At 69.6% G+C, this 12693-nt stretch carries 10 protein-coding genes; 5 read left to right on the forward strand and 5 right to left on the reverse strand.

All coding sequences use genetic code 11. The annotated features are described in order from the left end of the window. Entirely contained in the window at positions 1 to 360 is a 360-nt protein-coding gene (locus tag HPO96_RS04325; RefSeq protein ID WP_171671172.1) for a DUF4233 domain-containing protein, read from the reverse strand. Next, complete coding sequence (locus HPO96_RS04330; RefSeq protein WP_171671174.1) at positions 357 to 1715, reverse strand: bifunctional folylpolyglutamate synthase/dihydrofolate synthase; 1359 nt, start codon at positions 1713 to 1715, stop codon at positions 357 to 359. The genes HPO96_RS04325 and HPO96_RS04330 overlap by 4 nt, the downstream gene beginning before the upstream one ends. A 71-nt stretch (positions 1716 to 1786) precedes the next feature. On the opposite strand from HPO96_RS04330, the gene valS reads away from it, so the two are divergent. Together valS and HPO96_RS37510 are read left to right on the forward strand one after the other, a co-directional pair. Further along, positions 1787 to 4339, forward strand: coding sequence for a valine--tRNA ligase (valS, locus tag HPO96_RS04335; protein ID WP_171671176.1), 2553 nt, complete (start codon positions 1787 to 1789; stop codon positions 4337 to 4339). 138 nt (positions 4340 to 4477) lie between these two features. Continuing rightward, positions 4478 to 5548 carry a hypothetical protein gene (locus HPO96_RS37510; RefSeq protein ID WP_202885485.1) on the forward strand — a complete coding sequence of 357 codons (1071 nt, stop codon included), beginning with the start codon at positions 4478 to 4480 and terminating at the stop codon, positions 5546 to 5548. Here HPO96_RS37510 and HPO96_RS39510 read toward each other — a convergent pair whose 3' ends face one another. Continuing rightward, a complete protein-coding gene (locus tag HPO96_RS39510; protein ID WP_171671178.1) occupies positions 5549 to 6475 on the reverse strand; it encodes an AEC family transporter in 927 nt (308 codons plus the stop codon). It abuts the gene before it with no gap. Between the two features lie 147 nt (positions 6476 to 6622). Here HPO96_RS39510 and HPO96_RS04350 point away from each other — a divergent pair, with 147 nt between their 5' ends. Together HPO96_RS04350 and HPO96_RS04355 are read left to right on the forward strand one after the other, a co-directional pair. Then, positions 6623 to 7981 (forward strand): phosphodiester glycosidase family protein, encoded by a 1359-nt coding sequence (locus HPO96_RS04350; RefSeq protein WP_171671179.1) that lies wholly within the window; start codon positions 6623 to 6625, stop codon positions 7979 to 7981. Positions 7982 to 8171: 190 nt separating this feature from the next. Next, complete coding sequence (locus HPO96_RS04355; RefSeq protein WP_171671181.1) at positions 8172 to 9422, forward strand: phosphodiester glycosidase family protein; 1251 nt, start codon at positions 8172 to 8174, stop codon at positions 9420 to 9422. A gap of 48 nt (positions 9423 to 9470) precedes the next feature. On the opposite strand, the gene HPO96_RS04360 is transcribed toward HPO96_RS04355, so the two are convergent. Continuing rightward, on the reverse strand, positions 9471 to 11123 hold the full coding sequence (locus HPO96_RS04360) for a glutamate--tRNA ligase (RefSeq protein ID WP_171671182.1): 1653 nt from the start codon (positions 11121 to 11123) through the stop codon (positions 9471 to 9473). Positions 11124 to 11186: 63 nt separating this feature from the next. Continuing rightward, on the reverse strand, positions 11187 to 11567 hold the full coding sequence (locus HPO96_RS04365; RefSeq protein ID WP_337796504.1) for a MerR family transcriptional regulator: 381 nt from the start codon (positions 11565 to 11567) through the stop codon (positions 11187 to 11189). A gap of 45 nt (positions 11568 to 11612) precedes the next feature. Between HPO96_RS04365 and HPO96_RS04370 the strand changes: the two genes are divergently transcribed. After that, positions 11613 to 12692, forward strand: coding sequence for an alkene reductase (locus tag HPO96_RS04370; protein ID WP_171671184.1), 1080 nt, complete (start codon positions 11613 to 11615; stop codon positions 12690 to 12692). The last annotated feature ends 1 nt before the right edge of the window (position 12693 follow it).

A 12693-nucleotide genomic window follows, 5' to 3' on the forward strand; every position in this document is an offset into this window, starting at 1 on the left:
TCAACTCTCTCTCGAAGAAGGCGGGGCGGCAGAGCCTACCTGCTGAGCGGCTTTCGCCTCGTCGATACGACGGCCGAGGACGATCGCGGCCACCCAGAAGGATGCGAAGGCGAGGCCGAGGACGAACATGACGGGGACGACGAAGCCGAGGCCGACAGTACCGACCTGGACGGCCGAGCCGAGGATGTAGCCGGTGCGGTTGCGGAGCAGACCGGCCGACAGGATCGCCAGCACGGACAGGCCGAGGCAGACCGAGAGGGCGATGGCCGGGCGGACGTCGGCGATCGAGATCATCACCGGGGTGACGAGCGCCAGCAGCAGGGCCTCGAAGCCCAGGACGATCGATGCCAGGGATCTCATTCAGCGTCCTTGGGTTTGCGGACGAGCAGCGCGCGGGCCTCGCCGGCGGTGACGACCGAGCCGGTGATCAGGACACCGCCGCTGCCCATCGCGATCGCGTTCTCCTCGGCCAGGCGGATGGCGTCGTCGATCGCGTCGATCAGGTGCGGGCGGACCAGGACGCGCTCCTCGCCGAAGACCTCCGCGGCCAGCTCGCCCAGCTCCTCGGCCGGCATCGACCGCTCCAGGAAGCTGTTCCGGGTGCAGACGACCGTCTCCATGATCGGCTCGTAGGCCTCCAGCAGGCCGTACACGTCCTTGTCCTTCATACAGCCCAGGACGCCGATCAGCGGCTGGAACGCGAACGCCTCGGAGACCGTCTCCGCCGTCGCCTGCGCGCCGTGCGGGTTGTGGGCCGCGTCGACGATGATGGTCGGGCTGGTCCGGACGACCTCCATCCGGCCCGGGCTGGTCACCTCGGCGAAACCGGCCTGGAGCAGGTCGGTGGTGACCCGGCCCGCCGTCTCTTCGCCGGCGCCGAACAGCGCCTCGACGGCCGCGACCGCGGTGGCGGCGTTGTGCGCCTGGTACTCGCCGTGCAGCGGCAGGAAGACGTCGTCGTACTCGCCGCCGAGGCCCTTGAGCGAGATCAGCTGCCCGCCGACGGCCACCGAGCGGCTGACCACGCCGAACTCGAGCCCCTCGCGGACGATCGGCGCCCCGACCTCGGCCGCCTTGGCCATCAGCACCTCGAGGACGTCGAGGCTCTGCTGCGAAGTCACCGTCGTACCGCCCGGTTTGACGATGCCGGACTTCTCACTCGCGATCGTGACCGGATCCGCGCCCAGGATGTGCGCGTGGTCGACCGCGACCGGCGTGATCACCGAGACCGTGCCGTCGGCGACGTTGGTCGCGTCCCAGGCGCCGCCGAGGCCGACCTCGATCACCGCCACGTCGACCGGGGCGTCCGCGAAGGCGGCGTACGCCATCGCGGTGACCACCTCGAAGAACGACAGCGGGTGCTCCTGCTCGGCGTCCACGACCTCGAGGTACGGCTCCAGCTCGGCGTACGTCTCGACGAAACGCTCCTCGCTGATCGGCTCGCCGTTCAGCGTGATCCGCTCCCGGACGGTCTCCAGGTGCGGGCTGGTGAACCGCCCGGTGCGCAGGCCGGCCTCCTGGAGCAGCTGGTCGATCATCCGCGCCGTCGAGGTCTTGCCGTTGGTCCCCGTCAGGTGCACGACGGGGTAGGCCTTCTGGGGGTCGCCGAGCAGCTCCACGAGCCGCTGGACGCGCTCCAGCGTGGGGTCCATCTTCTGCTCCGGCCAGCGGGCCTGGAGCCGTGCCGATACCTCGGCGTAGGAGAGGTCGCTCATCAGGGCACCAGTCTAGGAGGGGTGTGGATAACCGTTCGGAGCACCCCTTGACAACCACTAGGATTGTGCGCATGAGCCAGACGTCCCGCGTTCCAGACAAGCCCAGCCTCGACGGTCTCGAGGAGAAGTGGGCTGCCGTATGGAAGGAGCAGCAGACCTACGCCTTCGACCGCACCGCCGAGCGCGCCGATGTCTACTCCATCGACACGCCGCCGCCGACGGTCTCCGGGTCACTGCACGTCGGGCACATCTTCAGCTACACCCACACCGATCTGGTCGCGCGCTTCCAGCGGATGCGCGGGAAGAAGGTCTTCTACCCGATCGGGTGGGACGACAACGGCCTGCCGACCGAGCGCCGGGTCCAGAACTACTACGGCGTCAAGTGCGACCCGTCGCTGCCCTACGACGCCGATTTCACCCCGCCGGAGAAGCCGGATCCGAAGAAGCAGATCCCGATCTCCCGGCAGAACTTCGTCGAGCTGTGCGGTGAGCTGACGCATATCGACGAGCAGGCGTTCGAGGCGATGTGGCGCCAGGTCGGCCTGAGCGTCGACTGGTCCTACCTCTACACGACCATCTCCGAAGACTCGCGGCGCACGTCGCAGCGCGCCTTCCTGCGGAATTTCGCCCGCGGCGAGGCGTACCTGTCCGAGGCGCCGACGCTCTGGGATGTCACCTTCCAGACTGCCGTCGCGCAGGCCGAGCTGGAGGCGCGGCCCTATCCGGGCGCGTACCACCGGGTCGCGTTCCACGGCGCCGATGGCCCGGTCTACATCGAGACCACCCGGCCGGAGTTGCTGCCGGCCTGTGTCGCGCTGATCGCCCATCCGGACGACGAGCGTTACAAGGCGCTGTTCGGGACGACGGTCCGCACGCCGCTGTTCGACGTCGAGGTCCCGGTCCTGGCGCACCCGGCCGCCGAGATGGACAAGGGCGCCGGTATCGCCATGTGCTGCACCTTCGGCGACCAGACCGACATCCAGTGGTGGCGCGAGCTGCAGCTGCCGGTCCGCACGGTCGTCGGCCGCGACGGCCGCATCCTGCGCGACACCCCGGAGTGGCTGGCCGGCTCCGAGCTCACGGCGTCACTCTATGGCGAGCTCGCGGGGAAGACGACGTTCAGCGCGCGCGAGCTGATCGTCCAGAAGCTGCGCGACAGCGGCGATCTGGACGGCGAGCCGAAGAAGACCGAGCGGATGGCGAACTTCTTCGAGAAGGGCGACAAGCCGCTCGAGATCGTCTCGACCCGGCAGTGGTACATCACCAACGGCGGCCGTAGCGCCGATCTGAAGGCCGAGTTCGTCGAGCGCGGTAACGAGCTCGGCTGGGTTCCGGAGCACATGAAGCACCGCTACCTGAACTGGGTCGAGGGCCTGAACGGCGACTGGCTGATCTCCCGGCAGCGCTTCTTCGGCGTCCCGTTCCCGGTCTGGTACCCGATCGACGCCGACGGCGAGGTCGACTACGACCACCCGCTGATGCCGGCCGAGGCCGAGCTGCCGATCGATCCGACGTCCCAGGCCCCGCGCGGGTACGACGAGTCCCAGCGCGGTAGGCCGGGCGGTTTCGAGGCCGACCCCGACGTGATGGACACCTGGGCGACGTCGTCCCTGACGCCGCACATCGTCTGCGGCTGGGAGCGGGACGACGACCTGTTCCGGCGGACCTTCCCGATGGATCTGAACACGCACGCCCACGAGATCATCCGGACGTGGCTGTTCTCCCGCGTCGTCCGGGCGCATTTCGAGAACGGCACGCTGCCCTGGGCGCGCTCGATGATCTCCGGTTTCGTCGTCGACCCGGACCGCAAGAAGATGTCGAAGTCCAAGGGCAACGCGATCGTCCCGTCGGAGATCCTGGAGAAGTTCGGCACGGACGCCGTCCGCTGGCGCGCCGCGATGGCCCGCCCGGGGATGGACTCACCGTTCGACGAGTCGCAGATGAAGGTCGGCCGGCGGCTGGCGATCAAGGTGCTGAACGCCTCGAAGTTCGTCCTGTCGTTCGGCGCGACCGAGGCCGACCCGGCCGCGGTCACCGAGCCGGTCGATCTGGCGATGCTGCAGCGGCTGCGGTCGGTCGTCGCGGATGCGACGGCGGCGTTCGAGCGGTACGACTACACCGGTGCGCTCGAGGTGAGCGAGCGGTTCTTCTGGTCCTTCTGCGACGACTACGTCGAGCTGGTCAAGGAGCGGGCGTACGGCGGTCAGGGTGACGCCCCGGCGGCCTCGGCGAAGGCCGCGCTCGCGGTCGCGCTGTCGGTTCAGCTGCGGTTGCTCGCGCCGTATCTGCCGTTCGCGACCGAGGAGGTCTGGTCGTGGTGGCAGGAGGGTTCGATCCACCTCGCGGCGTGGCCGACGCCGGAGGGTGATCTCTCCGTCGCCGCGCAGGAGACCGAGGTGCTGGATGCCGTCGCCGAGGTCCTCGCGGGGATCCGGGGGGCGAAGTCCGAGGCGCAGGTCTCGATGAAGACCGAGGTCAGCAAGGTCGAGGTCAGCGGGCCGGCCGCGCGGCTCGCGCTCGCCGAGCGCGCCGAGCCCGATCTGCGCGCTGCCGGCCGGATCACCGGCGAGATCGTCTGGCACGCCGATGACAGCGAGGCCGTCACGGTCGTCGCGACTCTCTGAGATCGTTCCGCGTAGTGCCCGTCGCCCTGGCTGGGGAGGCGGGCACTACGCGTTCGCAGTTCAACGACTACGCTGCGGAGTCAGTTGGTCCGGTATGCAACCATCGGCCTGACCCCCGCGCTGTCCCAAGGAGCCCCCATGACCGACCCCACCCCCACCCCACCCACCCCCGCCGAAGACCCGGCGAAGCCGGACGCGGTGGAGGCGGCCAAGGTGGACGCCACCCCAGCACCAGGCGGCGACGCGGCGGGCGCTCCGAAGTCTGACCCGACCCCGGACGGCGACACGAAGGCTGCGACGACACCTGCGGCAGCCGCCGAGCCGAAGGCAGACACGGAGAAGGCGAGCACGACGCCGGCCGCAGGCGCCGAGCCGAAGGTGAGCTCAGCAGACGGGGCCAAGGCTGAGGGGAAGTCGGCGGGCGACGCGAAGGCGGACGGGGCGAAGGCTGAGGTCGCGTCGGCGGGGGCGGCGAAGGTCGGCGCAACTAGTGCCGCGGGGGCGGCTAGTGAGGTGCCTGCGGCGGGGACTGCGGGGACGGACGCCACGAAGGCTGACGCGGCGAAGGCTGACGAGAAGCCGGCGGACGGGGCGAAGGCTGAGGGGACGCCGGCGGGCGCGGAGGGTGGCGGCGCGAAGGCGGAGGGGAAAGACGCGGCTGGTGGGGAGGGGGAGAAGAAAACTGCTTGGTGGCGGCGGGGGCCGTTTGTCACTGTGGGTGGGGCGCTGGTGGTGTTGGTGGCGCTGGCGGTGTTGGGGTACGTGTGGGGGCTGGGGCCGTTGAACCGGCTGAACACGGCGCAGGGGATTGCGGTGCCGGCGAAGCTGGCGGGGCTGGAGCGGATCACGGACGAGGGGATTCGCAAACAGCTGCAGCTCGACACGACGCGGGAGGCGCTGAGCCGAATCAACGACGGCAAGCAGGCGACCGTCGAGGCGTACGGGAGTTTGAACGGCGACAAGATGTTCGTGGTGATCGCGCTCCGCGGCAAGGTCGACATCGACAAGACCGTCGCGGACTCCGGCGCCCCGGCCGACAAGGTGAAGCGGGTCGGGAAGTCGACCTGCGTCGAGACCACCGGCAACCTGCCGACCCAGTGCTACCGCGGCTCGAACACGCTGACCGTGATCGCGCAGTCCGCCAACGAGGGGATCAGCGTCGACGAGGTCGCGCCGGTCGCCGTCGAGGCCTTCAACGCGATGCGCTGACTACCCGAGGACGCCGGCGATCGCCGTCATCAGCGGGATCGAGATCAGCGTGCTGAGCAGGACGGCGCTGCGGGCGAGGGTGCGCGACGTCCGGTAATGGACGGCGTACACGTAGACGTTCTGCGCGGTCGGGAGCGCGGCGAGCAGGGTCGGCGCGAGCAGGGCCGCGCCGTCCAGGCCGAGGACCCACCGGCCGACGGCGTACGCCGCGAGCGGTTGCAGCACGGTCTTCAGGACGACCGCGAGGACGACGTCCCGCTCCAGCGTGATCGAGTCCTTCGTCCCTGAGCTCAGGCTGAGCCCGTACGCGATCAGCGCGACCGGCACCGCCGCCGCGGCGAGCAGATCGATCGGCCGCATCATCAACGTCGGCAGCGGTACGTCGAACGCCGCGACCAACAACCCGAGCAGCGACGCGACCGTCAGCGGGTTGCGCAGCGGCCGCGTCAGCACCGCGCGCCACTGCACCCGCCGCCCACTCCCCTGCCGATCGCCGTCCAGGATCGCGAACGCGACCGGCGCGAACACCAACAGCTGGAACAACACGATCGGCGCGACCAACGCGCCGTTCCCGAGCACGTACGCCGCGATCGGCACGCCGAGGTTGCCCGCGTTCACGTACGACGACGCGAGTACGCCGACCGTCACCTCCGAACGCGACCGCCGCCAGAGCAGCACCGCGACCAGCAGGAAGACCACCTGGACGACGACCAGACTGGCCAGGTTCGTCACCAGGACCACGGAGAAGATCGAGTGCAGATCCGCCCGCGCGACGGTGGTGAAAAGCAACGCGGGCGTCGCGACGAAGAACGCGACCCGCGACAACACCAGCTCGTCCTGTGCCTTCAGGACGCCGGCCAGGCCCACGAGATACCCGAGCAACGCCACCGCGATCAGCGCGACGAACGCACCTACGACGGCGGACACCCGCACTCAACTCCTCGGCTCGAGACATCCGGATCGTATCCCGGACCGATGGATCCGTCCTTTCGGGCAGTCACTCCCCGGATGCCTTCACGCTCCGCGCATGACCGCCTACCCTGAGACATATCACCTGGGGGAAGGACCATCGCCATGCCCGCCCACTTCACCCGGACGGCGCTCGCCGTCGCAGCACTGCTCACTGTCACGATCGTTCCGGCCGGCGCGGCGCCCGGAGACGATCCGGGCTCCTCGGGGTTCGGCTCCGACCCCGCATCGCCGGGTTACCGGAGTACGCCGAACGCATCCGGCGCGCCGACACCGTCCGCGCCGCGCGCCGACGGCACGCTACCCCTCGGTGATGCCGACCTCACCGAGACGCGGACCGATCAGGCGCTCGCTCCCGGCGTCACGCTGACCAAGATCGTCCGTGGCACCGAGCCGGCCGCCCCGGACGAGATCGGTACGACGACGCGCGGCCCCTGGGTGGTCAATGTGGTGACGATCGACCCGGCGACGGCGCAGGGTCGGGTGCAGACGACGTACGGGCCGGATCTGGCGCGGGTCGAGAAGACGTCGCAGCTGGTGAAGAGCGCGGCCGCCGTGGTCGGCGCGAACGCGTCGTTCTTCACGTTCACCGCGAACCCGACGTACCCGGGTGAGCCGGTCGGGCTGGGGATCTTCGACGGTCAGCTGATCAGCGAACCGCTGGTGAACGCGACCGAGGCCAACTTGCTGATCGATGCCCGCAGCAACCAAGTTGTGGCCGACAAGCTGCGCTGGACCGGGCAGGTGAAGAACCGCGGCACCGCGGCGACACTGCCGCTGGAGTTCGTCAACCATCCCCCGGTGGTCCCCGCCACCTGCACCGATCCCGATCAGACGATCTGCACGGCCGCGGGCGACGTCGTCCTGTTCACTCCGCACTTCGCCGCCAAGACACCCACCGGGCCTGGGATCGAGATCGTCTTGGACCGCCTCGGCTGCGTCGTCCGGACGTCGACCACCCGCGGCAGCTCGATCACCGTCAGCCAGTTCGCGCTGCAGGCGACCGGCCGGGACACGAACGCGCTCCTCGCGCTGACCGCGGCCGGCGGCTGCATCGACCGCAGCCACACGCTCACCAACGAGGCCGGCGCTCCCGTCACCCTGCATCGCGGCCTGTACGGCGTCACCGGTCGCTACCGGCTCACACGCGACGGCGCGATCGTCGTCCCGGGTGGCTCCGGGAGCTTCTTCGCGCGGAACCCGCGGACGATCGCCGGCTCGACCGCCGGGGGCAAGGTGGTGATCGCGACCATCGACGGCCGCCAGACCACCAGCGTCGGGACGACGTTGGCGGAAACCGGCGCTGTCGCCCAGGCCTTGGCGATGCACAACTCCATCAACCTGGACGGCGGCGGCTCGACGGCGATGGCGCGGACGGACGGGACGCTGATCAACCGGCCGAGCGGGACGAACGGAGCCGAGCGTTACGTCGGGGACGCGCTCGTCTACTACCCGACGCGGTGAAGGCGGACCGCCCCCACTCACCAACTCCGGCTCCACCCCGCGACACGCCGTCCGGCACGGCGTGTCGTGACCTGCGCGGAGAGTTGGTGAGTGTCTGGGGCCCGCCCTCCCCGTGGCGTAACCTGGTGGATGCTGACCGGAAAACGGGTGGAGAGGAAAGATTCCACCGAAACGGGGCAGGATGCCGGGTATGACTGCTTCCGCTCAGCTCCGGCTCGCCGCCGCTCTGCTCACTGTCACGGCCTCGTTGACCGCGCTTCCGGCCGCCGCTACGCCTGGTGGGTTGCCCTTGGGCGATGGCGATCTGGCCGAGACCCGGACGACCGAGACGCTGGCGCGTGGGGTGACGTTGACCCGGATCGTGCGGGGGACGGAGCCCGCGCCGGCCGATCAGATCAACACGACGACGCGCGGGCCGTGGGTGGTGAGCGTGTTGACGATTGATCCGCGGCGGGCCCGGGGGCGGTTGGAGGCGACGTACGGCGCGGATCTGGCGCGGGTCGAGAAGACGTCGGAGCTGGTGAAGTCGGCGGGGGCGGTGGCGGGGGTGAACGCGTCGTTCTTCACGTTCACCGCGAACCCGGCGTACCCGGGTGAGCAGGTGGGGCTCGGGGTGTTCGGTGGCAAGCTGCTCAGTGAGCCGCTGGCCGACCCGGCCGAGGCGAACCTGCTGATCGATGCCAAGCGCAACAAGATGCTGACCGGGCACGTGAGCTGGAGTGGTCAGGTTCGGAACCGGTGGACCGGGGCCCGGTTGCCGCTGGAGTTCGTGAATCACCCGCCGGTGGTGCCTGCGGGGTGTCCCGACCCCGATCAGACGGTGTGCGCGGTCGCGGGTGACATCGTCCTGTTCACACCGGAGTTCGCCGCGGCCACGCCGTCCGGCGCCGGGGTCGAGGTCGTGCTGGACCGCCGGGGCTGCGCCGTCCGAACGGCCACCACCCGCGGCACCACGCTCACGCCCAGCCAGTTCGCCCTCCAAGCCACCGGCCAGGACACGAAAGCCCTACTGGCCCTCACGAACCGCGGCTGCCTGGACCGCAAGGTCGAACTCACCGACGCCCAGGGCCACCGGGTCCCGCTCCACAAAGACCTGTACGGCGTCACCGGCCGCTACCAACTCACCGCCAACGGCGCCGTCGTCGTCCCACCCGGCTCCGGCTCCTTCTTCGACCGCAACCCCCGCACCATCGCCGGCACTACCCGCGACGGCAAGATCCTCCTCGCCACCATCGACGGCCGCCAAACCACCAGCGTAGGCACCACCCTGAACGAAACCGCCGCCGTAGCCCACGCCCTAGGCCTGCTCAACTCCATCAACCTCGACGGCGGCGGCTCCACCGCCATGTCCCGCGCCAACGGCACCCTCATCAACCACCCCAGCAACACCAACGGCGCCGAAAGAGCGGTAGGCGACGCCCTCGTCTTCCTCCCCAAGTAGTAAGAGCCTCCGCGGTACGCCGAGCGCCGGCGTACCGCGGAAGCCTGTTCAGTTGGTGAGGGCTTTGAGGCGGCGGAGGGTTTCTTCGGCGCCTAGGGCTTGGGTGGTGGCGTGGAGGTCGGGGGAACGGGTGGCGCCGGTGATGGCTACGCGGACGAGTTGGGAGGCTTCGCGGATGGAGCCGGGGTAAGCGTCCGGGTTCTTCTTGTATTCCTTGGGGTTGGGGGCGAAGCCGTGTTTGGCGGCGAGGTCGCGGAGCTGGTTGAACCAGTCGGCGGGGTCGTCGCGGTGCTCGTAGGTGTCGACGAGGTCCTGGGCGAAGGCGCGGACGACGTCGGGGGCCACGTTCAGGGCGGCGATGCGCTCGTCGGCGGGGCCGGTGACGAGCTGGAAGAGCTGGGGGAAGAAGAAGCCGTAGGCGTCGCGGAAGTCGGACCACTTGCGGAGGTCCTTGCGCGGGTTCTCGACGCCGTCGCGCTCGACAGCGAGCGCGCGCAGCGCGAGCTCCGGCTCGGCCGCCAGGACCGGGACGAGCTCGGCGTCGTACGTCGCCGCCCACACGCGCACCGCGTCGAGGATCTGCTGCCCGCTCAGCGTGGCGATGTGGTCGGCGCTGATGTCCTCGAGCTTCACCAGGTCGACGAGCGGACCGGCGACACCACACTGGTCGAGCTGGATCGGCGCGGCCAGCGCCTCGGTGAGCGGGATCTCCGCGAGCCGGCCGTTGGCCAGACCGCGCAGGTAATAGAGGACGGCATCCGCCGGGAAGCCCGCGCCGATGTAGAAGTCGACACCGGCCTCCGGGTCCTTGCGCTTGGACAGCTTCCGCTTGCCGCCCGGGATGTGCTTCATCAGCGGCGCGATGTGCGCGTACTCGATCGGCTCGAACTCCAGCGCCGCGAACAGCTGCAGGTGCAGCGGCACGGACGAGATCCACTCGTCGCCGCGGATCACCAGGTTCACCCGCATCAGGTGGTCGTCGACGGCGTGCGCGAAGTGGTACGTCGGGAGCCGCGGCGAGGTGTCCGAAGCCTTCAGGATGACCGCGTCGTTCCGGTTCGCCTCGTGCTCGAGCCGGCCGCGGATCGCGTCGACGAACCGCGCGCGCTGACCGTCGGCGTCCGCCGGCGCGCGGAAGCGCACGACGTACGGCGCCCCCTCGGCAAGCTTGGCCGCGACATCCTCGGCGGACGCGTCACGCCAGATCGCCCACTTGCCGTAGTAGCCGGTGGGGACCTTGTTCGCCTGCTGGCGGCCGGTGATGTCGGCGAGCTCCTCCTTGGTGGCGAAGCACAGGTACGCCTTGCCCTCGCGGAGCAGGTGCCGCACGTAGGTCAGGTAGATCTGCTCGCGCTGCGACTGCAGGTACGGCCCGTAGGCGCCCTTGCTCGCATCCTCGTCGGACTCGATCCCGAAGTACGCGAACCCGCGCTCGAACTGCTCCAGCGCGCCTTCGACCTCACGCGACTGGTCAGTGTCCTCGACCCGGACCAGGTACGCACCGCCGGTGTTGGTTGCGATGTCCCGGTCGATCATCCCGACGTAGATACCGCCGATGTGGATGAAACCGGTCGGCGACGGGCCGAGCCGCGTCACCTTCGCACCCTCGGCCAGCTCTCGCTGCGGGTACTGCTCTTCCCAGTACGCCGGCTCCGGCAGATCAGCAGGGAACAGGCCATCGATGACCGCGCGGTCGAGCATTTTTAGCTACGTCTCACTTCCGGGTCGAGCAGAGGGGTGCCAACCGGTCGAGCCTAGCAAGTTTCACAGCGTCGCACGGTGGGCCCGGTTGGTGCCGATCAGTTCGTCGAGCGAGTCCCGGGTCTGGAGCAACTCCACGATGTACGCCGACAATCGGTCGCGCTCCTCGGCCATCCGCTCGAGCGCCGCGTCCGACGTCTCGTGACTGGGGCGATCCATACAGGGCAGCAGATCCGCAACCGTCCGGCTGGACAGGCCCGCGCTGAACATCCGCTGGATGAACGCGACCCGCTCGACCGCCGCGGCGTCGTAGTGCCGCTGCCCGCTCTCGCTGCGCTCGCTCGCGAGCAGCCCCTGTTCCTCGTAGTACCGCAGCGATCGGACGCTGACACCGGTCCGCCGGGACAGCTCGCCGATCCGCATCGACGGTGTGACCTGGACCACGATTCTTTGCCCCTCACATGGATGTGAGCTTTTAGCGTAACCGCTATGACCACTCTCTTCGACAACCACCAACTCGGCCCCCTCCCGCTCCCCAACCGGCTCGTGATGGCGCCGATGACGCGCGTCCGCGCCGCGGCCGGCGGGTTGGCGACACCCGAGATGGCGACCTACTACGCCCAGCGCGCCACAGCCGGCCTGATCGTCTCCGAAGGGGTGCAGCCGAGTCTGATCGGGCAATCGAACCCCGGTACGCCGGGTCTGCATACCGCCGAGCAGCAGGAGTCCTGGCGGCAGGTGACCGCTGCAGTGCACGCGAACGGCGGCCGGATCTTCGCCCAGATCATGCACGGCGGCCGCGTCTCACACCCATCGACCAACGGACTCCAACCGGCCGGCCCGTCCGCCGTCCCCGCGGTCGGCGAGGTGTTCACGCCGACCGGTCGCCAACCCGCTCCGATCCCCCGGTCCATGACGACAGCCGAAGTACCGGACCACGCCCGCTCGTACGCCGAAGCCGCGCGCCGCGGAGTCGACGCCGGTTTCGACGGCGTGGAGCTCCATGGCGCGAACGGCTATCTGATCCAGCAGTTCCTTTCCAGCAACGCGAACCTGCGCACCGATCGGTACGGCGGCTCGATCGCGAATCGCATCCGCTTCGCCGTCGAAGCGGTCACCCAGACCGTCGACACGATCGGCGCCGACCGGACCGGCATCCGCCTCTCCCCCGGCGCGACGATCTGGGGTGTCGAGGAGTACGACGTCCTCCCCCTCTACACCGAGCTCGTCCAGGAGCTGGCTCGCCTCGACCTCGCCTACCTCCACCTCGAGGTCACAACCGACGCCGAGACCCTCCTGACCCTGCGCAACCTCTGGCCCAACACCCTCATCATCAACCCAGGGCCACCCCTCGGCCCCGGGCAAACCACCCCCGCCGACGCCGAGACCTGGCTACGCCAAGGCGCCGACCTCATCTCCTTCGGACGCGCCTTCATCGCCAACCCCGACCTGGTCGAGCGCCTCCGCAACCACCTCCCCCTCACCCCCGCCGACGAGTCGACCTACTTCGAAGGCGGCACCCGCGGCTATCTCACCTACCCGCCGTACCACTACGCGACTTCGGCGTGAG

Source organism: Kribbella sandramycini, assembly GCF_013131805.1.
In the GTDB taxonomy this organism is placed as follows: Bacteria; Actinomycetota; Actinomycetes; order Propionibacteriales; family Kribbellaceae; genus Kribbella; species Kribbella sandramycini.

Bases quoted from the DNA above. Each gene is read 5' to 3' on its own strand.
- HPO96_RS04325 (WP_171671172.1), bottom strand. From the start codon at position 360: ATGAGATCCCTGGCATCGATCGTCCTGGGCTTCGAGGCCCTGCTGCTG.
- HPO96_RS04330 (WP_171671174.1), bottom strand. From the start codon at position 1,715: ATGAGCGACCTCTCCTACGCCGAGGTATCGGCACGGCTCCAGGCCCGC.
- valS (WP_171671176.1), top strand. From the start codon at position 1,787: ATGAGCCAGACGTCCCGCGTTCCAGACAAGCCCAGCCTCGACGGTCTC.
- HPO96_RS37510 (WP_202885485.1), top strand. From the start codon at position 4,478: ATGACCGACCCCACCCCCACCCCACCCACCCCCGCCGAAGACCCGGCG.
- HPO96_RS04350 (WP_171671179.1), top strand. From the start codon at position 6,623: ATGCCCGCCCACTTCACCCGGACGGCGCTCGCCGTCGCAGCACTGCTC.
- HPO96_RS04355 (WP_171671181.1), top strand. From the start codon at position 8,172: ATGACTGCTTCCGCTCAGCTCCGGCTCGCCGCCGCTCTGCTCACTGTC.
- HPO96_RS04360 (WP_171671182.1), bottom strand. From the start codon at position 11,123: ATGCTCGACCGCGCGGTCATCGATGGCCTGTTCCCTGCTGATCTGCCG.
- HPO96_RS04370 (WP_171671184.1), top strand. From the start codon at position 11,613: ATGACCACTCTCTTCGACAACCACCAACTCGGCCCCCTCCCGCTCCCC.